This is a genomic window from Serratia nevei, from assembly GCF_037948395.1.
Classification (GTDB): Bacteria; Pseudomonadota; Gammaproteobacteria; order Enterobacterales; family Enterobacteriaceae; genus Serratia; species Serratia nevei.
The window spans coordinates 4,751,291-4,774,133 of sequence record NZ_CP149940.1; the positions used below are offsets into that span (position 1 = coordinate 4,751,291).

The 22,843-nt window shown below is 60.4% G+C and carries 27 protein-coding genes; 7 read left to right on the forward strand and 20 right to left on the reverse strand.

Annotated features, from left to right (window positions below; genetic code table 11):
- Positions 1-70 precede the first annotated feature (70 nt).
- The 8 genes from dagF to V8N38_RS22785 form a co-directional block, all read right to left on the reverse strand.
- Positions 71-811, reverse strand: coding sequence for a 2-dehydro-3-deoxy-phosphogluconate aldolase (gene dagF, locus V8N38_RS22750; protein ID WP_033648993.1), 741 nt, complete (start codon positions 809-811; stop codon positions 71-73).
- Positions 808-1,926, reverse strand: coding sequence for a DgaE family pyridoxal phosphate-dependent ammonia lyase (locus V8N38_RS22755; RefSeq protein ID WP_049273708.1), 1,119 nt, complete (start codon positions 1,924-1,926; stop codon positions 808-810). Before V8N38_RS22755 ends, dagF begins: the two co-directional genes overlap by 4 nt.
- The gene (locus tag V8N38_RS22760) at positions 1,910-3,049 is read right to left on the reverse strand and encodes an amidohydrolase/deacetylase family metallohydrolase (protein ID WP_060440973.1); all 1,140 of its coding nucleotides are present in this window, start codon (positions 3,047-3,049) and stop codon (positions 1,910-1,912) included. The genes V8N38_RS22755 and V8N38_RS22760 overlap by 17 nt, the downstream gene beginning before the upstream one ends.
- Before the next feature lie 63 nt (positions 3,050-3,112).
- Complete coding sequence (locus tag V8N38_RS22765; RefSeq protein WP_048234891.1) at positions 3,113-3,763, reverse strand: DUF4310 family protein; 651 nt, start codon at positions 3,761-3,763, stop codon at positions 3,113-3,115.
- Between the two features lie 11 nt (positions 3,764-3,774).
- Positions 3,775-4,551, reverse strand: coding sequence for a DUF4311 domain-containing protein (locus V8N38_RS22770; RefSeq protein WP_004937006.1), 777 nt, complete (start codon positions 4,549-4,551; stop codon positions 3,775-3,777).
- A 30-nt stretch (positions 4,552-4,581) separates the two neighbouring features.
- Positions 4,582-4,878, reverse strand: coding sequence for a DUF4312 family protein (locus tag V8N38_RS22775; RefSeq protein WP_004937003.1), 297 nt, complete (start codon positions 4,876-4,878; stop codon positions 4,582-4,584).
- Entirely contained in the window at positions 4,878-5,243 is a 366-nt protein-coding gene (locus V8N38_RS22780) for a glycine-rich SFCGS family protein (protein ID WP_019453148.1), read from the reverse strand. Before V8N38_RS22780 ends, V8N38_RS22775 begins: the two co-directional genes overlap by 1 nt.
- A 36-nt stretch (positions 5,244-5,279) precedes the next feature.
- Complete coding sequence (locus V8N38_RS22785; protein WP_047729782.1) at positions 5,280-5,627, reverse strand: glycine dehydrogenase; 348 nt, start codon at positions 5,625-5,627, stop codon at positions 5,280-5,282.
- A 423-nt stretch (positions 5,628-6,050) separates the two neighbouring features.
- On the opposite strand from V8N38_RS22785, the gene rnk reads away from it, so the two are divergent.
- On the forward strand, positions 6,051-6,461 hold the full coding sequence (gene rnk, locus V8N38_RS22790; RefSeq protein ID WP_004936993.1) for a nucleoside diphosphate kinase regulator: 411 nt from the start codon (positions 6,051-6,053) through the stop codon (positions 6,459-6,461).
- A gap of 37 nt (positions 6,462-6,498) precedes the next feature.
- On the opposite strand, the gene V8N38_RS22795 is transcribed toward rnk, so the two are convergent.
- From V8N38_RS22795 to V8N38_RS22805, 3 genes are read right to left on the reverse strand one after another with little or no spacing between them, the layout of a single operon-like run.
- Complete coding sequence (locus V8N38_RS22795; RefSeq protein ID WP_147840365.1) at positions 6,499-7,287, reverse strand: sulfite exporter TauE/SafE family protein; 789 nt, start codon at positions 7,285-7,287, stop codon at positions 6,499-6,501.
- On the reverse strand, positions 7,280-8,161 hold the full coding sequence (locus V8N38_RS22800; protein ID WP_047729780.1) for a formyltransferase family protein: 882 nt from the start codon (positions 8,159-8,161) through the stop codon (positions 7,280-7,282). Before V8N38_RS22800 ends, V8N38_RS22795 begins: the two co-directional genes overlap by 8 nt.
- A complete protein-coding gene (locus V8N38_RS22805; protein ID WP_049273715.1) occupies positions 8,158-9,612 on the reverse strand; it encodes an FAD/NAD(P)-binding protein in 1,455 nt (484 codons plus the stop codon). The genes V8N38_RS22800 and V8N38_RS22805 overlap by 4 nt, the downstream gene beginning before the upstream one ends.
- 283 nt (positions 9,613-9,895) lie before the next feature.
- On the opposite strand from V8N38_RS22805, the gene V8N38_RS22810 reads away from it, so the two are divergent.
- Positions 9,896-10,678, forward strand: coding sequence for an AraC family transcriptional regulator (locus V8N38_RS22810; RefSeq protein WP_084827491.1), 783 nt, complete (start codon positions 9,896-9,898; stop codon positions 10,676-10,678).
- Between the two features lie 4 nt (positions 10,679-10,682).
- Here the strand turns inward: V8N38_RS22810 and cybC are convergent, their stop codons facing one another.
- Positions 10,683-11,069 carry a cytochrome b562 gene (gene cybC / locus V8N38_RS22815; protein WP_038879687.1) on the reverse strand — a complete coding sequence of 129 codons (387 nt, stop codon included), beginning with the start codon at positions 11,067-11,069 and terminating at the stop codon, positions 10,683-10,685.
- 138 nt (positions 11,070-11,207) lie between these two features.
- Positions 11,208-12,548 (reverse strand): metalloprotease PmbA, encoded by a 1,341-nt coding sequence (pmbA, locus tag V8N38_RS22820; protein WP_033648986.1) that lies wholly within the window; start codon positions 12,546-12,548, stop codon positions 11,208-11,210.
- 179 nt (positions 12,549-12,727) lie between these two features.
- On the opposite strand from pmbA, the gene yjgA reads away from it, so the two are divergent.
- Positions 12,728-13,276 (forward strand): ribosome biogenesis factor YjgA, encoded by a 549-nt coding sequence (gene yjgA / locus V8N38_RS22825; protein WP_147840366.1) that lies wholly within the window; start codon positions 12,728-12,730, stop codon positions 13,274-13,276.
- 30 nt (positions 13,277-13,306) lie between these two features.
- On the opposite strand, the gene V8N38_RS22830 is transcribed toward yjgA, so the two are convergent.
- The 5 genes from V8N38_RS22830 to aaeX form a co-directional block, all read right to left on the reverse strand.
- Positions 13,307-13,606 carry a barstar family protein gene (locus V8N38_RS22830; RefSeq protein WP_047730838.1) on the reverse strand — a complete coding sequence of 100 codons (300 nt, stop codon included), beginning with the start codon at positions 13,604-13,606 and terminating at the stop codon, positions 13,307-13,309.
- A 5-nt stretch (positions 13,607-13,611) separates the two neighbouring features.
- Positions 13,612-14,079 carry a ribonuclease gene (locus V8N38_RS22835; RefSeq protein ID WP_060440968.1) on the reverse strand — a complete coding sequence of 156 codons (468 nt, stop codon included), beginning with the start codon at positions 14,077-14,079 and terminating at the stop codon, positions 13,612-13,614.
- Between the two features lie 279 nt (positions 14,080-14,358).
- Entirely contained in the window at positions 14,359-16,326 is a 1,968-nt protein-coding gene (gene aaeB, locus V8N38_RS22840; protein WP_060424633.1) for a p-hydroxybenzoic acid efflux pump subunit AaeB, read from the reverse strand.
- Positions 16,326-17,261, reverse strand: a complete 936-nt coding sequence (aaeA, locus tag V8N38_RS22845) for a p-hydroxybenzoic acid efflux pump subunit AaeA (protein ID WP_084827489.1) — start codon at positions 17,259-17,261, stop codon at positions 16,326-16,328. Before aaeA ends, aaeB begins: the two co-directional genes overlap by 1 nt.
- A gap of 7 nt (positions 17,262-17,268) precedes the next feature.
- Complete coding sequence (gene aaeX / locus V8N38_RS22850) at positions 17,269-17,472, reverse strand: p-hydroxybenzoic acid efflux pump operon protein AaeX (RefSeq protein ID WP_004936952.1); 204 nt, start codon at positions 17,470-17,472, stop codon at positions 17,269-17,271.
- Between the two features lie 314 nt (positions 17,473-17,786).
- Here aaeX and aaeR point away from each other — a divergent pair, with 314 nt between their 5' ends.
- On the forward strand, positions 17,787-18,698 hold the full coding sequence (gene aaeR / locus V8N38_RS22855; protein WP_004936950.1) for an HTH-type transcriptional activator AaeR: 912 nt from the start codon (positions 17,787-17,789) through the stop codon (positions 18,696-18,698).
- On the opposite strand, the gene V8N38_RS22860 is transcribed toward aaeR, so the two are convergent.
- Positions 18,689-19,033 (reverse strand): hypothetical protein, encoded by a 345-nt coding sequence (locus V8N38_RS22860; RefSeq protein ID WP_060424629.1) that lies wholly within the window; start codon positions 19,031-19,033, stop codon positions 18,689-18,691. The two genes, aaeR and V8N38_RS22860, sit on opposite strands and share 10 nt — an antisense overlap.
- Positions 19,030-19,305, reverse strand: coding sequence for a zinc ribbon domain-containing protein (locus tag V8N38_RS22865; protein WP_060440965.1), 276 nt, complete (start codon positions 19,303-19,305; stop codon positions 19,030-19,032). Before V8N38_RS22865 ends, V8N38_RS22860 begins: the two co-directional genes overlap by 4 nt.
- 207 nt (positions 19,306-19,512) lie before the next feature.
- On the opposite strand from V8N38_RS22865, the gene V8N38_RS22870 reads away from it, so the two are divergent.
- The 3 genes from V8N38_RS22870 (at position 19,513) to V8N38_RS22880 (ending at position 22,818) form a co-directional block, all read left to right on the forward strand.
- Complete coding sequence (locus V8N38_RS22870) at positions 19,513-20,454, forward strand: nucleoside hydrolase (RefSeq protein WP_147840367.1); 942 nt, start codon at positions 19,513-19,515, stop codon at positions 20,452-20,454.
- A 5-nt stretch (positions 20,455-20,459) separates the two neighbouring features.
- Positions 20,460-20,666 (forward strand): hypothetical protein, encoded by a 207-nt coding sequence (locus V8N38_RS22875; RefSeq protein WP_127554753.1) that lies wholly within the window; start codon positions 20,460-20,462, stop codon positions 20,664-20,666.
- Positions 20,667-21,138: 472 nt separating this feature from the next.
- Positions 21,139-22,818: a PglL family O-oligosaccharyltransferase gene (locus V8N38_RS22880; RefSeq protein ID WP_147840368.1), complete on the forward strand. Its 1,680-nt coding sequence runs from the start codon at positions 21,139-21,141 to the stop codon at positions 22,816-22,818.
- The last annotated feature ends 25 nt before the right edge of the window (positions 22,819-22,843 follow it).

The window sequence follows — 22,843 nt, forward strand, 5'->3', positions numbered from 1 at the left end:
ACGGCGACGCGGCATGCCGCGCCACGGGAAAACCTTCGCCTCCCAGCGTTTACCTCATCCCATTACGCGTTCAGCCCACCAGCTTTTTGGTCATTGCCAGCAGGGTTTTCACGTCCTGCGGTCGCGTGTCGCCGCTGGCGGCGTCGATGATCGAGCTGTAGATATGCGGGATCACGCGCTTCACGCCGGCCGCCAGCGCGATCTCGACGATCGGCTCGTAGTTCTCCAGATCGATGCCGCCGGTCGGCTCCAGCATAAAGTCATGCTCGGCGCAGGCCTTGGCTACGTACTGGTATTCGTCCTTGCACTTCAGGCCGCCCATCGGGAAATACTTGATCGAGCTGCCGCCCATGTCCTTCAGCAAGGCGATGGCGGTTTCCACCGGCACGATGCCGTCAGGCGCTGCGGCACTCAATGGGCCGGTAGAAATCTTCACCCAGCCGACGCGGCCGGTCGGCGATACCAGGCCGTTGACCACGCTGTCGTTCTGGCCCAGCAGCGCGCGGCTGGCGCCGACGCCGGTAAACACCTGGTTAACGTGCTGCGGCTGCACCTGCTGAGCGATCAGGCTGACCATCGCCGACTGTTTCGGATCGCCGGCGCCCAGGCCGACCGAGAGCGCGTTTTCAATCAGGCGCGCATAGCGCAGCATGTCGGTCACCGCGCTGTCGACGTCCGGGTAGTTCTTGGAGAGTACGCCCACCAGCACATGGCCTTCCGCCGCGGCGTAGATGTCCTGCGCGTTGGCTTTGGAGCCGGCCAGCACGTTCAGGCAGACGCGGTCGCGATAGTAGTTAGGCTGCAGCTTCATGCTTGTTTCTCCGTAAACAGGTTCTTGATACAGCTAAAGACGGTCATCAGCTGTTGCTCGTCGACGCTGCGCACGTCGACCTCAATCTTGCCCTCGTTGGCCTTGTAGCCGCGGAAGTAGATGGCAATATCGCCGGTTTTCAGCGCCTGAACGATGTCATAGGTCGACCGCCCCAGCACCGCTTCGTCGAAGGTGATCTCGGCGCGGGCGATATCGCGGCCGGCGCTGTCCCAGACGGTTTTGGCGCTGACGCCGGTCAGGGTGTTGAGGCTGTCGAGGAACGGCGTCATCCGCGCCACCATCTGTTGCCCGGTGGTTTTCTCAAGCGTCAGATAGCTTTCAATCGCCTGCGTCAGGCCGAGGATGCCCTCTTTGCCGACCTTCATCGCCCGGCCGATACCGCCGGACTGCAGCTTCACCCACTCGACGTACTGTTTCTTGCCGATCACGAGACCGCTGGTCGGCCCCTCGATGGCTTTGGCGCCGCTGTAGATCACCAGATCGGCCCCCATCTGGTAGTAACACATCAGATCTTCTTCCGCCGCGGCGTCGACGATCAGCGGCAGGTTATGCTTGCGCGCCACTACCGCCGCCTGTTCGACGGACAAAATGCTTTTCTGCACGCAGTGGTGCGATTTGACGTACAGGATCGCCGCCGTCTGCGGCGTGATGCAGGCTTCAATCTGCTCCGGCGAACATTCGTTGGCGTAGCCCGCCTCCACCACCTTGCCGCCGCCCAGCGCCACCATGGTGTCCACCGGCGCGCCGAAGTTGACGTTGTGACCACGCGGCAACACGATCTCGCGCGGCACGGCGATCGGCGCCGAGTGCAGGTTCACCAGCAGATTGGCGTTATCTTTGACGATCGCTGCCGCCACCGACTGGGCGATGCCCGCCGAGGCGCAGGAAACGATCACCGCGTCCTCCACGTTGAGCAGATCGGCGATGTAGGCGCCGGTCTTGTTGACCAGATCCTTGATTTCGAAATAGTGATTCAGGCCGTAGTCAACGGCGTCAATCACGTCCTGGCGCGGCGTGGAAACGCCGAGAATGGTCATGCGGCCGGAGGTGTTGATCACCTGCTTCAAACCGTATTTTTCATAAATCGAAGACATGGGCTGCCTCCCCTTGTTCGGTTAATAGGATTTCCCCGGCCACCACCGCGGCCAGCGGCACCAACAGCTGTTCGCCCTCGGCGGTTTGCCCTTCGGCGTCGGCGAACACCTGCGGTTCGCGGCGCAGTTCAAACAGCGTGAAATCGGCGTCATAACCCGGCTCCAGCCGCCCTTTGCCGCTCAGCTGCAGCGCCGACGCGGCGTTCTCCGTCACGCAGGCGATCACCTGCGGCAGCGTCAGGCCGACGCTGAAGAATTTGGACATCACCGTCGCCAGGCTGTGCACCGGCCCGTTCATGCGGTTGCGGCAGTAAATATCGGAGCTGATGGTATGCGGCAAAATGCCCAGCGAGATCGCCTGGCGCGCCACCTCGAAGCTGAAGCTGGCGGTGCCGTGCCCCACGTCGAGCAACACGCCGCGCCGCAGCGCGCGCTGGATCGACTCGCGCAGCGTGCCCGCCGGCGTCAGAATGCGGTTCGGTTTGCCGTTGTAGCAGTGGGTGATGATGTCGCCACGGGTCAGCAGATCGGCGATCTCGTCCAGATTCGGCGGGTTGTTGCCGATATGCACCATCAGCGGCAGCTGGCGGTTTTCCCGCTGGATCTCTTTGGCCAACACCAGCGGCCGGGTGCCGTTCTTGCCCACCACGCTGCTGCTCATGCGTGCCTTGATGCCGATGATAAAACCGGGATGGTTGGCGATGGCCTGGCCGGCCTCGTGCTTGTCGATATCCGTCAACTCCGCCAGCTCGTTCTGCCGCAGCAGGCCAATGCGCGAGATGTTGAGGAAGGCGAACACGTTGGTTTTGGCGCTGCGCGTCAGCTGATAAAAGGCGTCGATATCGTCGGCGCCGGTGCTGCCGGCATCGACCACGCTGGTGACGCCGCTGGCGACGCCGACCCGATCCGGCTCGTCATGGTAAATCGGCGAGTCGGGATAGCAGTGTACGTGCGCATCGATCCAACCGGCGCTCAGGCGGCAGTTGCCCGCCAGATCCAGTTGGCGAACGGCGCTGACGTCTGCCGCCAACCGCCCGACCGAGGCTATTTTGCCGTCTTTCACCGCCAGATCGATCAGCGTGTCGTCCGCCAGTCTGGCGCCTCTAATAACTAAGTCATACATACCGCATTGCTCCTGTTAGCCCGGGCGCCGCCGCAGCATCGGGCGGCGCCTGGCGCAGGCCTCTTAAGAAATGGCTACCGGGAAGATCGCCCCCAGGATCATCGCGCCGAGGATCGCTCCGCCGGTGATCGGTTTACCCCAGATATAGAACAGCAGCGCGCCAAGCAGCGAACCGATGCCGATCGGGATCGAGGCGGTCATCGCCGACAGGATGATCAACGGCCCGAGGAAGCGGCCCGACGAGTTGCCCGCGCCCATCATCACGTCCGCCCCGTAGGTGGAGTTGCTCTGATTGATGGTGAATTTGCGCGCCAGGATGATCACGTAACCGATCGCCAGGCCGATGACGAGGCCGGTGGCCAGCGAAGCGGCGAAGTTGGCGACCGGGAACACGATGCCGGCCCCCAGCAGCAGCGCCGGTACGCCCAGCCCGACGCCAGTCTGGATCGCGCCACCGATGTCCAGGATCCCCACCAGCGAGCCTTCGATGATGCGCGCGAACAGGAAGCTGGCGCCGAACGCCGCCACCGCGCCATACACGCCGGTATCCATCCCCGCCCGCAGCATGGAAACGAACGCCACTTCGTTAAAGGCGCCGATGCCGTACAGGTAGTACATGTGCGTCCCGGCGAACACGCCGGAGGACAGCAGGCCAACAAAAATCGGGAATGACCAGTCGGCGTACCAGAAGCCTTTTTGGGTTTGCTCTTCCATCATCCCGCTCCTTATTTACCGCTCAGGGTGTTGTGAATGGCGTCCAGCCAGCCCGGCACGCCGAGGCTGAAGGACTCGAGAACTTTCATGTCGAAGCCGCGGAAGAAGCCGCTCAGCACGAACAGCAGCACGATCACCGCCATCATGATCTTGGTGATCTTGTTCCAGCCGCTCTCTTCCACGCCTTTGCCGATCAGAATGCCCAGCACCAGGCCCGGTACGGCGTTGCCCATGATCAGCTGCGCCAGGCCGCCGAAGATGGTGCCCCAGAAGCCAGAACGGCGCCCGGCGTCGATCGCCGCCAGCCAGAAGATCACCGGCATCACGGTGTTCACCAGCAGGTTGGCCGCCGGCACCAGCACCTTGATCGCGGTGACCTGCAGCGCGGCAGGCACGGCGGAAGCGGTGGTATTGAGGAACGCCACCACCAGCATGCCGATGATGCCGCAGGCAATGGCCATTTTTTTCGGATCGTGCAGCGTTTGCGCCAGATTGCGGTTCTTGACCATCAGGGCCGCCGCGCCCCAGTGCGGGATGATGCGGTGGTCGACGTCCTGCGTGAAGGAGCCCGCCGCCACGGAAGACGCCCAGGCGTTGAAGAAGAAGCCCAGACCGAATGAGAAGTGGGAAGCCGGATCGCCCTCGCAGGAATTCAGCTCGCCCAGGGTGCGAAACGCCCCCATGCCCTGTGTTGTCGGTGCGTGGAACATGCGCGCGGCGCCGGCCCCTACGCCGACCCCCACCAGCCCACCGATAATAATCGATTTAAATAAGATGATTAAAAACATCAGTATACCCTTTCATTTATGCTAACGTTTTTATTTCGTGACGAAGACAACCTTCTCGGTATTGATAATGGTTACGTTCACGGTTATTTCCAGAGAAACGGCATAGCTCTTTCTTTCACGCGGCAAAAAGAAGAAAAGAAATTTCTCTTTAGTTATTTTCTCTTCCGCTTTCACTACGCTGACGTCCTGCGGCTCGATACGCAGCAGAATATTGTTGGTGGACTTTAATACCGCGCCCTGCACATTAGCCAAGGCGGAAGCAAAAGCTTTCGCTTTGCTGTCGCCTTTACCCTCCACCTTTACCGATGTGGTATATTGCTCTTTCATTATGGATTGCCATGTTTTTTGACGTAAGCTTCCACCAGTTTCTGGCCCAGCTCTTCTTTATCCATAAAGCCGAAGCCCAGCACGTTGTAGCCTTCGTTAATTGCCGTCACGCCCTCTTCCACCGAACGCATGCCATATTTAGCCTTGTAGCCGTGTTTGGTTTGCGCGGTAATCGCGCCGGCGCCGCCGCTGCCGCAAAAAGAGATGCCCAGCTGCGCGTTTTCCGCTTTCATGACGTCGCCCAGCTTCATGTCCGCCGCGACGCCGGGGATGACCACCGCTTTTCCGCCTGCGCTTTCAACGCCTTGGCCAACTTTTTGCCCTTTGCCCAGACGATCGCCGATCACTACGGTAATTTGACCCATGGTATATTCTCCTGATTGAAATCGATGCGTTAACCGCTATGCGTTATTATCTTTCGCCACTTCGAAGTGCACTGACAGCAAATAGGCTTCTTCGATAGGCAATGTGCCAAACTGATTCACCACGCGCTCCGCCATTTGCATGGATTCGGCAGAGATTTCGTCGAACAACGATTTATCCACCTCCGGCAACGGCTCACCGGTTATTGAACGCAGCACCATGGCGCGAATATGCGATTCCAGCATCTGTTGCTGCACCGCATTGGTATAAATATTTTCAGCATTCAGCATCGCGGTAATATCCGCCAACACCCGAGCAGCGATCGCTCCGGCTTCGCTGACATCGGATTGTTCAATTTCTTTTATCGAAGCAGATCCATCATTCACTTTTCAGTACCCCTAGATCCTACATTAATCAGTAAGCCGTAAAGCGCATCACCTGAATAACCCGCTTTCTGTGATGTCTTTACCCTACCCTCGGTAGGATTTTCTGTGTAGACCGGTTTTTTCCAGTTCGAAGTGGAAATCGAATGACGCGCGGGGATCCATTTCGCAAAACGGCGCGGCGGTGAAAAAGTCAATGAGATAACAAATAGATAACCGGGCTAACCGTTTCTTTTGCCACGATTGACGATAAAAGCCTTCGTGATCGGGATCTCTTTCTTTTCTCGCCCCAACCGCCTACTATCAATAGGACAAATCGACATTACCCACACCCCCGCTCCTCTGGCGCGGGGGTGTTGCTTTGTGTTGTTTTTCCGAATTTATGGGTGCACAGACTGGCACCCTTTGATTTGACTGGAGAGTGGAATGACCAAACCCATCATTACTATTAATGAGCTGGATGCGGAACGCCTGGATGCGCTATTGGAACAACCGGCCTTTGCCAACACCGACGTCGCCGCCGCGCTGAACGACGAGTTGGATCGCGCGGAAATCCTGCCGCCGGAGAAAATGCCGGCCAACGTGGTGACCATGAACAGCCGCGTGCGTTTTCGCGATCTGCACACCGATGAAGAGCACGTGCGCACGCTGGTTTACCCGGCATCGCTGAAAGACAGCCACGATCAGCTGTCGGTAATGGCGCCGCTGGGCGCAGCGCTGCTCGGCATGCACGTCGGCAAGCAGATCTCCTGGCAATTGCCGAACGGTGAAGAAGCGCGGATTGAAGTGCTGGAATTGCTGTACCAGCCGGAAGCGGCGGGCGAATACCACCGTTAAGCGGTTCTCAGGGCGGCATCCGGCCGCCCTTTCTGTTTCAGAGGCAGATAGCGATCAGCACGGCGATCAGCAGCAGCACGTAGATTTTGGCATGCAGCGCATCGCTCACCTTAGGCAAACAGCGCCTGGCAAACACGATCCCCGCAATTCCCGCGACCACCAGCAACCCCAGAATGTTCAGATTGACGTAGCCCAGATACTGCGGCCCGCTCATCTCGTGCCACCCCAACACGATATACATCAGCGCCCCGATCACCGCCACCGGGATCGACAGCGGATTAGCGGCGCTGACGCAATACTTCATGTCGTAACCATGGCGGCGCAGCAGCGGCACGGTCATCACGCTGCCGCCCACCCCCAGCAGGGTGGCGATGCCGCCGATCAGCGGCCCACCGCCCCACAGCGTAACGGGGGACAGTTCGGCGCGCGCCGGTTTGATCAAAAAACCCCGGCGGAACAGGCAGTCGGCGATGGTCACTGCCATATAGACCACAAACAGCCCGCGGATCACGCCGTCCGCCAGCAGTGAAGAGGCGAACGCGCCCAGCGCCGCGCCGATGCCGATGAAAAAGATCAGCGGCACGATGGTTTCACGCAGCAGGTTGCCGCTGCGCCAGTTGGTCAGCGTGGCGTAACTCGCGTTGAGGATCATCACCGCCGTCGAGGTCGCCACCGCGATATGCATCGCCTGGCCGGGCTGCTCGCCCGAGGCGGAGATCAGGTGATAGACGAAAGGCACCACCACAAAGCCGCCGCCGAAGCCGAACAGAATGGTGGTGATGCCGGTCAGAAAACCGGCACTCAGTACAATCAAGGTTTCAATCATGGCCGTGCGCCCGCACGAAGTCGTCGAACCCGGCGCAGAACTGCCCCGCCAGCGGGTGGAAACGATCGCCGACGAACAGCCCCAGATACTGCTCTCGCACGGCGTCATGGTCCACCAGCTCAATGCCCGCCTGCTCTGCCTGCGCCAGCGTCTGCGCGTCCGGGAAGCCCCAGTAGCGCGAATCGCCCTGCTTTTCCGCCGCTATCGCTTCGCTATGCTCCGCCCGCATCAGCTGGCGCGCCAGGAAAGTGCCGCTCTGCACGCCCAACAGCATCATGTTTTCCAGGAACGACAGATCGTGACGCAGCTCGGCGGGCAGGCGGGCGATCACCGGGCCGGCGTCCCAGTGCTCATCCATTTCATGCAGCGTTACCGCACAGTCCCTGTCACCGTTCATCATCGCGCGGAACAGCGTCATCACCCCGCGATAGCGCGGCAAATCCCCCGGATGCAGGTTCCAGAGCAGCTTGCCGCGTCGGCTGAAGGCGCGAACATAGTCGGCGGAGAATTTCTGATAACAGCGCAGGGAGATCACCCCATCCATATGCCCCAGGCTGCTGATAAACGCGGTGTCGTTGATGTCGAGAACGCGATGCGCTTTGACCCCGGCGGCGGCCAGGAACAGCGCCGGCGGCTGATAGGCGCCCTCGCAGGCGGCGGCGTTGCGGCCCACGAACGGGAACACGAAATCGTTCAGCACTTCGCGCTCATACAGCCCCAGGCGGCGAACAGCCGGCTCCTGCGTGCGCCCGGCGCTTTTCGCCAGGGGGAAATACACCGTAAAGGCACACTCGCCTTTCAGGGCGGCGATCAGATCCTGACACACCAGCCAGGAGAAAATGTCGTTGCCGACAAAGAGCGCTACGTTTTTCATACTTCAGCCTTCTTTGCGTTGAAAATAGGGTTGTTAAACACGATCTTGCTGATATCCCGCGTGATGGACTCCATCGCCGAGGTGTAAAACAGATCGCCCTTGGCGGGCGCGCCGAGCGAGTAGAGATGCTGCTCGCGGCCGCGCCGGTCGGCGATTTTCAGCGTGTGCGGGTTGCACTTCACGCCGCCGAACAGGTTCTCTTGCACCAGCCCGTCTTGCAGCAGCTGATGGCTCAGGCGGTTGGGCGGCAGTTGATAGGAAGGCGTGGTGCAGTTGAACAGATACTGCGCGTGCACCCGCGTCTCATGGCAACGGAGGGTAAACCCGTCCGCTCCCTTGCTGATATCCGCCAGGCCGCCGCAGGCGCGCAGGCGTTGGCTCTCCAGCGCCGCCACGATCTTGTTGGCGTTCTTGATCGGCATGGCGTGCCGATTGCGCATCCAGGAGGAGTTGTAAAAACGCATGAAGACCTGCCGGTTGTTGGCATCCATCTTGACCCAGGCGGCGCACACCGCCGGGTGGATCGCCGCCAGATAGCTGCAGATATGCTCCCGGGCAAAACGCGCGCGATCGAGGCTGTCCGCCAGATCGCGGTAACAATCGCGCCTTTCCCCCAGCGCCGAGAGCACCGTCAACCGCTCCGGCCCCGGATAGTGGCGCGCCAGCGCGGCATTGATCGCATGCACCAGCTGATGCGCGTCAATGAAATCGCTGCCGGCGACAAAGCGCCGCACCCCCTCCACAAACGCCTCCGGCGGCGGACGCATCAGCGCCGGCTGCACGCTGGGGAACAGGCCCGAGCGCGATAAAGCGCAGATGTCGGTCGCCCCCAGGCGCTCCATCAGCTCTACGATGGCGTCAATCGCCGTCAGGCTGCAGCCGATCACGCCGATGGTCGAATAAGGGTTGATCGGCGGCAGATCCTGGTGGGCCTGATAAGCGATCACCCCGTCCACCGGATAGAGACATTCCGGCGGGTTGTGCCCTGAGCACAGCACCAGCGCGTTCATCTGCTCGGCGCCGCCGCAGGCGGTGGTCAGCCGATAGCCGGCTTCGTGCGGCGCGATGGCATTCACTTCGGCGGTCACGAAATTCAGCGTCACGTTACTGTCCGCCGCCATATAAATCGTCATGTCGCGAATAAAATCGAGATATTCCCGATACAGCCAGCGCGGCGGATAACGATCCTGGCAAAACTGCGGGAAATGCATGGCAATCCAATCAACAAAGTGCGCATCGTCGAAAATATCCGCCGACATGTTTTCCGGCGTCATATTTAATATATGGCTGTCAAAATCGCTGCTGTATGCCATACCGCCTTTGAAGCCCTGCTTGTCGAAAACCTTCAGGGAAAGCGGTCTTTTGCAATGATTAACCGACTTATTTTTTATAAAGTTATACGCAAAAGAGATCCCGGCGGCTCCGCCGCCAATCACACCGAACTTATACATGAAATATCACCTTATAGTCATTGAACTGCACTAAGAACTATTGCTTCAGGTGTTGGAATAAAATGACGCTTTATTCCTTATTAACTTCTTGTATTGCGAGAACGAGAACGTTCGTCCCACCCCGGTGTGAAAACTTGCATGGGTTGCCTGGCCGATAAAATAGCGGCGCCCCGAACAAGCGTTATTTTTCTGCCCCGATAGTAGGGCGACGGCTGTTGGCTTGCTTTATATGAAGGGCCAACTATCATTGCGTTTCGGCCAATCTGTCCGCCAAAGAGGACACATGCGCAATGTCCGCATTGATGACATCGACCACGTAACGCGCGCGGTGATCGCCATCGGCACCGACTACCCACCGGGGCATCTGTTGCCGATGCACAGCCACCGGCGCGCGCAGTTGCTGTACGGCGCCACCGGCGTCATGCACGTTTTCACCCAGCAAGGCAATTGGGTCGTCCCGCCGCAGCACGCGGTGTGGCTGCCGCCGCAGATGCCGCACGCGGTGAGGATGGTCGGCGTCACCACCCGCAGCCTGTATCTCGAACCCGGCGCGTTGCCCGCCGAACGGCCGCAGGTCTGTCAGGTGGTCAGCGTTACCCCGCTGATGCGCCAGCTGTTGATGGCGGCGGTGGATATGCCGCTGGAGTATGAGCGAGACGGACGCGACGGAGCGCTGGCGGCGCTGCTGCTGCATGAACTGGCCCGGCTGCAACCCTTGCCGTTGCACATCCCGCTGCCCGCCGATCCTCGGCTGGGCGAGCTGTGCCACGCCTTTTTGCAACACCCCGACGCTCACGACTCCGCGCAGCGGTGGGCCCCTCGTCTGTACATGAGCATTCGCACCTTCAGTCGCTTCTTTCGCGCGCAGACCGGCCTGCCGTTTTCGCAATGGCGCCAACGCGCCTGCGTGGTGCTGGCGCTGGCGCTGCTGGCCGAAGGGCGCAGCGTAACGCAGGTGGCGATGGAAATGGGATATGACAGCAGCGCGGCGTTTTCAACCATGTTTCGCCGCGTGCTGGGGCAAGCGCCCTCCTCCTATCTGACGGAAGACGGGCGCGACGGTTGACGGGTTAGCGGAATTTCTTGTGGTTGGCGTCGCGGGTCTGTTTGAACCCCTGCGCCAGCTGCTTCGCTTCGGCGACTTTGCCCTGGTTGGCCAGCGCCAGCGCCTGATCGATCTGGCCGATCAGGGTATCCAGCCCGTGGCGGAAATCTTTCATTTCCGGACTGTCGGCGGCTTTGTCCTCCAGCTTCGGCGGGGTGCCCTGCTTGGCGTCCTGCGCGGCGGCGCGCATGTTTTGCAGGCTCTGTGTGAGGGTAGCGGCGGAATCGGTATTCAGCACCGTTTTGTAGTTTTCCGCCAGGGTGTCCATATCGTCGCCCAGATCGGCGGCGGCCGCCAGCGAACTGGCCGCCAGCAGCGTCAACGCCGCCAGCGCTTTCAGGGTATTCTGCATGTTTGCTCACCTTCCAGTTATTGTTTTAATTAACCCACCGTTACCATAGGCAAGGCCGGGCAAAACCGAAACCGGAGATTTGTAAGCAAGGTTGAGACGGGATAACGCGCGACCGGCGGGCGCCGGCCGCGCAGAGGATCATTGACCGGCGATCTTCATTTCCGGCAACAGCACCGAACCGCACTGGATATTGCTGCGGGTTTCGATATCGCTGCCGACGCTGACGATATTGCGCAGCATGTCTTTCAGGTTACCGGCGATGGTGATCTCGCTGACCGGGTATTGGATCTCGCCGTTTTCGACCCAGAAACCGGCGGCGCCGCGCGAGTAATCGCCGGTAACGCCGCTGACGCCCTGGCCCATCAGCTCGGTCACCACCAGGCCGGTGCCAAGCTGTTTCAACATGCCGGCAAAGTCCGCGCCCTGCCCGGCAATGCGCCAGTTATGGATGCCGCCGGCATGACCGGTGCTGTGCAGGCCCAGCTTGCGCGCCGAGTAGCTGGTCATCAGCCAGGTTTGCAGCACGCCGTCCTTGACGATATCGCGCCGCTGGGTGCGCACGCCCTCGCTGTCGAACGGCGTCGACGCCAGCCCTTTCAGCAGGTGCGGATGCTCCTCGACGGTCAGCCACGCCGGCAGGATCTGTTTGCCGAGCGAGTCCAGCAGGAAGGTCGATTTGCGGTAAACGCTGCTGCCGCTGATGGCGCCCACCAGATGGCCGAACAGCCCGGTGGCCACCTCGGAGGCGAACAGCACCGGCGCCTTCATGGTCGACAGTTTGCGCGGCGCGAGACGCGCCAGCGTGCGGCGGGCGCACTCCTGCCCCACCCATTCGGGGCTTTGCAGATCGCCCATCGCACGGCCGATGGTGTAAGCGTAATCTCGCTCCATATCGCCGTCCTGCTCAGCAATGACGCAGCTGGACAGCGAGTGGCGGCTGGAACAGTAGCTTTGCAGCATGCCGTGGCTGTTGCCGAACACCTTGATGCCGTAGTGGCTGTTGAAGCTGCCGCCTTCGGTGTTGGTGATGCGCTTGTCCGCCGCCAGCGAAGCCTGCTCGGCACGCGCCGCCAGCTCGATGCCGCGCTCGGCGTCCAGTTCGATCGGGTGGAACAGATCGAGATCCGGCGCCTCGAACGCCAGCAGATCTTTCTCCGCCGGGCCGGCGCAGGGATCTTCAGAGGTGTAGCGCGCGATATCCAACGCCGCCTGCACGGTGCGGGCGATGGCGTCCGGGCTGAGATCGGTGGAAGAGGCGCTGCCTTTGCGCTGACGGTGATACACGGTGATACCCAGCGCGCCATCGCTGTTGAACTCGACGTTTTCCACCTCGCCGAAGCGGGTACTGACGCTGATGCCGGTCGATTTGGTGACCGCGACTTCCGCCGCGTCGGAACCGGCGCGGGCCAGCTCCAGCGCCTGAGAAACGGCCTGTTCCAGCGCCTTGCGCTGTTCTGCAACTTGAGTGACTACTTTCATCAATCTGCCATAATTAATCAGAAAATCGTTGAGAAAAGTGCCGGAGCGGCGTAGTTGTGCACGCGGGGCGGCGCGCAAAAATCCTGAGATCTCTGCCGTTGAGTCTAACAGGAACCGCGTTGAATTTCGCATAAAGCCGGCAACCTGTTAGGATTAGCCTCTTTTTAACGGAGCCTACCATGAACAAACAGCCTGAAAACTGGCTCGACGATGTCCCGGAGAATGAAAACGAGGACGATGACGAGATTATCTGGGTCAGTAAAAGTGAGATTAAACGTGATGCCGAAGCGCTGAAAGACCTGGGGGCCGAAATGGTCGATCTGGGCAAAAACGCGCTGGACCGCATTCCGTTGGACGAAGATCTGCGTGCCGCCATCGAGCTGGCGCAAAAGATCAAGAAAGAGGGCCGTCGCCGTCAGCTGCAGCTGATCGGCAAGATGCTGCGCGCCCGCGATATCGAGCCGATCCAGACCGCGCTCGACAAGCTGAAAAACCGCCACAACCAGCAGGTTTCGCTGTTCCATAAACTGGAAGCGCTGCGCGACCGCCTGGTGGAAGAAGGCGATGACGTCATTCCGTCGATCCTGGATCTGTATCCGGCCGCCGATCGCCAACAGCTGCGTTCACTGGTGCGCAACGCGCAGAAAGAGAAGGCCGCCAACAAGCCGCCTAAGGCTTACCGCCAGATCTTCCAATACCTGCGCGAGCTGGCCGAAGCAGCCGACTAAGCGCCGCCGCCATCCCGGGATGAAGCCGTTTCATCCCCGGTGATGGGCCGGCTCGCCGCTGCTTTCACGGATATTGAAGCGCAGGCTGCCTTCCAGCTCTTCTTCCGCCTCTTCAAACAGCAGAATGATCGCGCCGAAACGACGCTTGCTGCGGGCATTCAGGTGAGTGAACTCGATTTCCACCGGCAGGCCGATATCGCCGGTCACCACGTCCCACAGCGCGTCGAGGTTGGCGCCGAACCCCTCGTCCAGCGCAAACTTGCGCGCGAAATCGCGGTAGAAGGCCGGCACATCCTGGATCTGTTCAAAATCAAACTCTACTTTTGCCATCAAACTCACTCCACACGAATGAAGTTTTTGTAATGGTCGCGCGTGACGAAGATCAGACCGTCGCTCGAATACAGCAGGCGATCGGCGCCGCGCCGGCCACACTGGTAATTGATGTCCGCTTCGCGCCAGACCCGGCCGCCGGCGGTCGGCAATTGTCCTTCACGGTTAGAGAATCGATCGCCGCCAATCGCCTTGCCTGGCAATACCGCACAGAGGTTGCCTGAACGCGGATCCCAGCCCTGCTCGCGCGCCTGCTTCTTGGTAACGTAATAATCCGGCAGCCGCTGATGCTGCTGCAGGTAACTCACCACCGTTTGCTGCTGCGTGAGCCGATCGATGCTCTGCTGCTGCCCCGCCGGGGCCTGGGCCACCGCCGGATTGCCGCCGATCGCACGGTGCTCGTTGCCGCGCAGCGCGCTGAAGACGGCGATAACCACGGCGATGACAATCGCCACCAGAATCCGCTTGTTCATGACATTCCCTGAAATTATGCCGCCGAAGGCGCCGCAGCTCCCCCAGGCTAGTTAGGTATATAGTCGACCTGGATGAAACTAAGATGACCGGCAAGTAACGTTTTCGCGGCGGCTAAGGTTTCATCCATTCATGACAATGATGCCACTTTCCAGCCGTTCTGGCACTCGGAGTCTCTCTGAAAACGGGCCGCCTCTTATGAGACGGCCGCCGTACCAGGCGCTGCTTTCAGTATAGTCAGGGAAGGCGCCGCACAACGCGGCGCAAAAGGCGGGAACGCATCAATCGATCAAGGCGTGGCGATAGCGATGCAGCATGTCGGCCAGGCGTTTCACCGGCCCGGTGACGCTGAGCGGCGCCTGGTTGTCCACCAATTTTTGCTGGTACTCGTTCATTTCACCCAGCAAGCGATCGTAGTAATAGGCGCGCTTGACGTCGTTCTTGGCCGAGACCACCCGATCGGCGGTGCTGCGGATCTGGCGGTGGAAGGCCGACAGCTCTTCGCTGACCGGAATTTCCGCCCGCTGCATACGCTGGTGGGCGATGATCAGGTTCAGCGCCAGACGATACTTGGCGATATCGTTCGGGAACATCATCAGCAGCTGGTTGAGCTGTTGATACAGCGCTGGCAGGTGGTTCTGCCGACGGCGCGCCGCCTTGGTGGTCAGCGCCGACACCGCGCTGCTGACGAACTGGTTGAGCAACGTGCGGCCGGTGCGCTCACGCGAATTGTCGCGGATCAGCAGCAGCACCATCAGCCCGACGCAGCTACCGAGGAACTGGCCGAGCGCCCCATCGAGAAACTGAGTGACGTTGAACTCCATCGGGTTGCTCAGCACCAGAATGTTGATCGTCCCCGCCAGCAGCCCCAGCGAACCAAGCCGCCGCTTCTGCACCTCGATGCCGATGAAAAACGCCAGCAGGCCGAGGCTGAGACACAGCAGCAAAATGCTCTGCTGCGTCGCCGGCAGGATCACCATGAAGAACAGGGAACCGACCGGGATCGCCGCCAGCATGCCCAGCACGAAATCCATCGCCACCATGCGCGGCGCCGGGGTACGCATCGCCAGCGAGGTGATTACCGCGATGATCACCATAAAACCGCTGCCGGACGTCCAACCGGTCCACAGCCACAGCAGGCTGCCGAACGCCGTCGCCACAAAGGTGCGCAGGCCGTTGATCATCGCGTGATGCCCTTCCGCCGAGGTCGGCTTGACCACGGTTTCATTGCTCAACACACCCTCTTCCACCGCGCTGATGCTGCCGTTGGTGTGTACGCCCTTCGACAGCAGCAGGTAGCGCGTCGCCGCGCCGACCCAGCCGGTGAGGGTCGGCAGCGTTTCATCGGAGCGATGCGTGGTCAGCACCTGGCGCAACAGCTTCATGCGCTTGTGGATCTCCTGCGGGGTTTCCGCCGGCACCATCAGTTGCTCCCGCAGGCTCGCTTGCAGCGCGTTCGGGTGATTCAGCAGGATCAGATAGGTTTCGCAAGCCTGGGTGATCAGCGTCAGCGACAGGGTATGCAGCGCCTTCACCCGACGGTTGACCTTCTGCCAGCGCGAGGACTCCATCATCAGGTTGTTGCGCATGCCATCCAGCGCCGTGGTGCTCTTGACCAGATTGCTCCAGGCACGGTCAATGTCTTCTTTGTCGGCGTTGCTGATGCACATCTGCATCAGGCGATATTGATCCACCAACAGCTGATCCACCGCCCGATCGATGTCCTGCTTGATCGAACGCGGCGAGAACAGCAGATCCGCCAATACGGCGCTGACGATGCCCAGCACGATCTCGCTGCAACGCTCGATGGCGAACTGCGGCGCTTCCAGCAGATGGGCCTCGCTGGTGGCGACCGTCACGATGATGATCAGCGCGGTATAGCCGGCCAGGCCCCAGGCGTAGGAGTTCTCGACCTTGATCAGCGAAGAGAGCCAGGTGCAGAAGCCGGCCCAGATGCAGCACAGCAGCAGCATCACCACCGGCGCACGGGCGGTGGTGATGATAATGATCAGGCCGACAAAGCAGCCGATAAAGGTGCCGATGATGCGCAGCCAGCCGCGGTGGCGGATGGCGCCGGAGAAGGGTTCACCGCCGGCGGCAAAGGCCGGGCCGGCGGCGACGATGGCGGCGGTCATCGCCGACCAGCGCGGGGTTTCCAGGTTGAGATGGAAACCGACGAACAGCGCAAACACAATCGCGAAGCTGAGTTTGAAGGCAAACCTCAGCCGGATAAAGGTTGGGCTGTTCATTAGCCGAACTCACGCAGCCGGTGCATCAGGCGCACAAAGGGCGAGCCGCTGTCGGCATTGCGATCGTTCTTGCCGACGATCACCACGGTGGCGGTGGTGCCGGCCGGGTACGGATGCTGTTGGTCCTTGGCGTCCAGCAGGATCTTCACCGGCACGCGCTGCGCCAGGCGCACCCACTCCAGGTTGCTGTCGATCGAGGCCAGCCCTTTGCTGTTGACCGTGCTGCTGCTGTTGTTTACCGCCGCCGCCACGCTGTCGACGGTGCCGTGCATGATGCGATTGCTGCCGAGCGGGGTGATCTCCGCGCGGTCCCCCTTATTCAGGCCGGTCAGCTTGGTTTCTTCCAGGTACGCCAGGATGTAGAAGGAGTCTTTCTTCACCAGTGCCACCGCCACCGAGCCGCGGGTGATGTATTCGCCGGCGTGGACGTTGAGGTTGGTGATCCAGCCATCGGCCGGGGCGCGCACCGTGGTACGCTCCAGATCCAGCTGCGCCAGCTCGCGCGCCGCCACGGCCTTCGCCAGCTGGTGTTGCACGGTCTGCAGCGAGTTGTTCGACTGGTCGATTTCTTCCTGCGACATCGCCTGCACGCCCAACTTCACGCGGCGGCCGGCTTCGCGCCGTTTTTCCGCCGCCAGCGTTTGATAGTAGGCGACGTCGGCACCGGCCTCCGCCAGCGCCTGCTCATAGCGCGGCCGATCGACCACGAACAGCACCTGGCCTTTCTTCACCAGCTGGTTGTCCACCACCGGCACTTCGGTCAGCAGGCCGCTGACGTCCGGCGCGATCGCCACCACGTCGGCGGTGAACTTGGCGTCACGTGTCCACGGCGACTCGGTGTAGAACACCCAGGCCTTGAACACCGCAACGATACCCAGCAGCACAAGAATCAAAGTGATCGCGATTCGGGTTATTTTTATCGAAAAATTTTTCACAGCGACCTCAAACAAAAAGACATGAAATCAGATAAAACAAGCAGCAATACAGCGCGGTGTTAAACAGCGCCGGATGCCAGACAAAATCGTAAATCCCCGTCGGCTGCAGCAGGCGGCGCAAGAGAAAAAACAGCGCCAGCGACACCAGCAGCTCGAAAAACACCGGCGGAAACGACAGTCCGAAGATGACCATAACCGGAAGCAAACTCATCACTTTTTCCTTATTGTTCACTACGCCGGGGAAAGACACATCTCGCCATTCACATTCTCTTTACATTTTAGCGTGCGCGCGCCACAAATCTTGACCGGACAGCTTGTCCAGGTCACGAACCCGAAAAAAGGTTAAACTTTGGGGCAGACATCCACGACAGGGATTGCGAGGGTGCCGGAGGAGCGGCAGGATTGCGTCGCCGCTCGCTCTCGCACGTTGGTAAGGTCTATTCACCCGACCACGTTATATTAGCCTGCTTACTATCAAGGCATCAACAATCTGTGATCTAAATCACTTTTAAGCCAGAGTGAATAATGGAAAGATTAAAACGGATGTCGGTATTCGCCAAAGTGGTTGAGTTCGGGTCGTTTACCGCGGCCGCGCGCCAACTCGACATGAGCGTTTCATCGATCAGTCAAACCGTCTCGAAACTGGAAAATGAGCTGCAGGTCAAGCTGTTGAACCGCAGCACGCGCAGCATCGGCCTGACCGAGGCCGGCAAAATCTACTATCAGGGCTGCCGACGCATGCTGCAGGAAGTCAGCGAAGTGCATGAGCAGCTGTACGCGTTTAACAATACGCCTGCCGGCACGCTGCGCATCGGCAGCTCATCCACCATGGCGCAAAATGTGCTGGCGAACATGACCGCCGAGATGATGAAAGAGTACCCGGGCCTGACGGTCAACCTGGTGACCGGCATTCCGGCACCGGATCTGATCACTGATGGATTGGATCTGGTGATCCGCACCGGCGCGCTGCAGGACTCCAGCCTGTTCTCCCGCCGCCTGGGGCAGATGCCGATGGTGGTGTGCGCGGCCAAAAGCTACCTCAGCCAGCACGGCACGCCGCAGAAGCCAAGCGACATGGTCAACTTTTCCTGGCTGGAGTACAGCGTGCGCCCCGACAGCGAATTTGAACTGATGTCGCCGGAGGGCATCACCACGCGCATTTCACCGCAGGGGCGCTTCGTCACCAACGACTCCTCCACCATGATCCGTTGGCTGAAAAACGGCGCCGGCATCGCCTACGCCCCGCTGATGTGGGTGATCGAAGAGATCAAGCGCGGCGAGATCGAGATCCTGTTCAAAAGCTACCATTCGGATCCGCGACCGATCTACGCGCTCTATACCGAGAAGGACAAACTGCCGCTGAAGGTGCAGGTGTGTATCAACTACCTAACCGACTATTTCGAACGCGTGGCGGCGGTCTATCAGGGCTATCGCTGAGCGGCGCTCAAATAGCGGTGCGCCAACGCGCCCAGCAGCATCAGCGCCAGCATGCCGAGGCCCCATAGCAGCCAGACGGCGTAGCCGGCCCAGTTCAGCAGCAGAGGAAAATAGCTCGCCAACCCGCTGCCCAGCTGTTTCAGCCACGGCAGCCAGGCATCCAGCACCGTCTGCGGCACCAGACTCAGCGCACCGCTCACCGGCAGCGATGCGCCGCCGGCCGCTTCCGCCAACGCCGGGAGCCAGGTCAGCACGCCGGCCACGCCCCAGGCCAGCAGCGTCCATAGCGCCATGGCACCCAGCAGCAGCGCGGCTGTCCAACCGCCCCGGTTCACGGCACACCGCCGCCGCACTGCGGGCAAAAGCGGCTGCCCGGCGGCAACGGCGCGGCACACTGGCCGCAGGTGGCGCTCACCGCGGCAAATGGCTGGCCGCAGCGATGGCAATAACGTGCGCCCGGTTTATTCACCGCCTGGCATTCCGGACACTGCGGCCCCGGCTCGCCATGCTGGTTATAGCGGTTGCCATGATGCCCGCCGCGGTGACCCGCGCGCTGATGACCGCCATTAACACCGCCTTTCCCCAACAACCTTTTCAGTAAGCTCATCCCGCCTCTCCTCTGTACATTGACGCTGAAGCTCACTGTAAACCCTGGAGTAAACTCCAGGGTAAAGCCCGGCGATGAGGATTTACGTTTCATTACATCGAAAAAGTGGCAAGGCTTTGATGCCGTTAACAAAAGCACCATCGGTATTATCCCACGCCGCCGCGCTGCGTTATGCTGCGGGAACCTCTCCCTGCATCAGGAATAACCATGAAAAAAATCATACTGGACTGTGACCCGGGGCATGACGACGCCATCGCCCTGCTGCTGGCCTGGGGCAATCCGCAGATCGACCTGCTGGCGGTCACCACCGTGGTGGGCAATCAAACGCTGGACAAAGTGACGCGCAACGCACTGGCGGTGGCGCGCATCGCCAATATCACCGGCGTGCCCTTCGCCGCCGGCTGCCCGCGCCCGCTGGTGCGCAATATCGAAGTGGCACCCGACATTCACGGCGATTCCGGCCTCGATGGCCCGGTGCTGCCGGAACCCCACCTGCAGTTGGACTCGCGCCACGCGGTGGATCTGATCATTGATACCGTGATGGCTCACCCGCCCGGCAGCGTGACGCTGGTGCCGACCGGCGGCCTGACCAATATCGCCATGGCAGTGCGCAAAGAGCCGCGCATTGCCGAGCGGGTCAAGGAAGTGGTGCTGATGGGCGGCGGCTACCACGTGGGCAACTGGAGCGCGGTGGCGGAGTTCAATATCAAAATCGATCCTGAGGCGGCGCACATCGTGTTTAACGAAAAATGGCCGCTGACCATGGTCGGGCTGGATCTCACCCACCAGGCTTTGGCCACGCCGGCAGTCTGCGAGCGCATCGCCACCCTCGGTACCCGGCCGGCCGCCTTCGTCGGCGAACTGCTGGCCTTCTTTGGCCACATGTACCGGCAGGCGCAGGGCTTCAGCGCCCCGCCGGTACACGATCCTTGCGCGGTGGCTTACGTGATCGATCCGAGCGTGATGACGGTGCGCAAAGCGCCGGTGGATATCGAACTCACCGGCACCCTGACGCTGGGCATGACGGTCGCGGACTTCCGCGCGCCGCCGCCGCCGGACTGCCACACCCAGGTGGCGGTCAAGCTGGATCAGGATAAATTCTGGGATCTGGTGGTAGATGCGCTGGAACGGATTGGCGAAGTGGAGTGAGATCTGTGAAACATGGATTAACGCGCTTTTACAGGCGCGTTGGTCCGTCTGGCATGATGGCAACAGGGATAGGCAGACCATCTCTCCGTTACTTACAAGAGCACAGAACAATCTTAAAAAAATTTACTTTAATAAAATTCAAAAAAAACCATAAGAACAAGAATAGTCTTAATAAAAATAAAAAATGGCGTGATAAAGAAAATGTGAAATAAGATAATGAACAGCGATAAATAAAATAACGCCCACCGCACCGCCATTAGCAACAACGATTTAACAATAAAATGCTTATCTCATTGGCTCCGTCAGCTGTTTGCCCAGACGCTCGTTGCCGCTCACACGGCGTTTCATTACGCACAAGACAATCACAACCAATTGATTTAAACACAAAAATAAAACAATAGATTAAAAATTGACTGGAGCGAGATAAATTTGAGAAAATGACAACCCTGTTTTAAAAAAATAAAAAACCTTTTTGCAGGCAACTGAATACGGCTTCCCCCTTTTTATATAAGCCGTCCCCGCGCTCACAGGGGGGAATTATTTATCACTTCGATATGAAGTCTTTTCAATTCCTATAAAGCATTTCAGGCATTGACGCTTCAGCGAATTTAAACCCCAGGATAAGGATAGGGAATCCTCAAAAAATGCATTCAATGAACGATATCGAGACATGGCGGGTTAACCATGACCGATAAAGCCCCCGTTAACGCACCGGCTATCGCCGTGTTGCCCCTGCTGCTGATCTGGATGGCGGTGCTCCTGCCGGTCTATCACCCCAACATGGGCGGCGGCGGCCTGGCGCTGCCGCAAAATATTCTGGCCTGGAGCGTCATGGCACTGACCACGCTGATCGTGACCTTCACCGTTTGCCTTGGCCGTACCCGTCTTTCGCTTACCCCCACGGCACGCCTGTTGCTGCTCGGCATCGCCGTGCTGGCGCTGCCGCTGCTGTATACCCGCCCCGAGTGGCGCGAAGATGACCTGTGGCGCTGCGCCGGTTTGCTCGGCGGTTGGCTGTTCTATGTCGCCTGTCTGCAGCTGCGCCTGACAGCCCGGCAGCGCAACCTGTTGCTGTACGGCCTGCTGTTCGCCGTCGGCGTTCAGGCGTTGCTAGCGGCGCTACAGCTGTTCGCCCCTGCTCTGGCCTGGGTATCTCCTAACGGCAGCCGGGTCTACGGCGTCTTTCAGCAACCGAACGTGCTGGGCAGCTTCATCGCCACCGGGCTGGCTTTGGCGCTGTGGCTGCTGCTTGCCCCTCTCTCTGTGCCGACGCGGCGGCAGCTCCCGCTGCTCGTGTTGCTGGCCGCTTTTTCCGCCCTGCTGGTGCTGATCCAGTCGCGCGCCGCCTGGCTGGGCGGTGCCCTGGCAGCGGCGTTGCTGCTGTGGCGTTTTGCCCGCCAGAGCCCGGCCGTGAGCCGCTGGGCCGGCGGTGCGCTGCTGTTGGGCGTGGCGCTCGGTACCACGGTGTTGCTCACCGGTTTCGGTCTGGATGGCCGCGCGGGTCTGATCGGTCGGGAGCTTTCCAATAGCGCTCGCCTGACCATGCTCCATGACGTCGGCGCCATGATCCTGGCCAAACCGCTGCTGGGCTGGGGCTACGGCGGCTTTGAATACAGCTTCGCGCATTTCCGTCTGCAGGCAATGCCCTGGCGAGAAGTGTTGGAAGTCGCCGGGCACCCGCACAATGAAATCCTGCTGTGGTGGGTTGAGGGCGGCCTGCCGGCGCTGGCGGGTATCGTTATCGTCCTCGTCGCCGGCGCGCTGCTGTTGAAACGCGCCTGGCAACGGGATCGCGAGCAGCCGGCCGGTGCGCGCGTCGGGCTGTTTCTGGTGCTGCTGCCAATGCTGGTACACACCCAGCTGGAATACCCTTTCTATCTGTCTACGCCGCATTGGCTGGCGTTTCTGCTGCTGCTGGCGCTGCTGGACGGCCAAACCGGCGAGCCGCGCCCGCTGCCGTTCGCCAAAGCCCTGAGCCTACCGGTGGCGATGGCGGCCATCGGCGTACTGGTGATGGCGGTCTTTGCCTGGCAAGGGCGCATGGCGCTCACCCAATCGGAGCGCACCATGCTGGCCACCATCGACAGCATCGAGCAGATGCCGCCGCCGGCCGCCTGGATCTACCGGGAACGCAAAACGTTCGACGAGCAATCTCACGCGCTGCTGGTCTATAACCAAACGCGTGATGATGCCCTGTTGACCGGCTATCGGCAGTGGGCCAACGCCTATCTGCAGCGCCGTATCGACGCCAACGTCTACGCCACGCTGATCATGATCTTGCGCTACCAGGGCGCTCAGGCTGAAGCCGACGCTCGCCAGCGGGAAGCCGCTTTCCTGTTTTCTCGGGATGCGCGGTTCAGGTAGGAAAAGTGAGGTGAGAGCGTGTTGC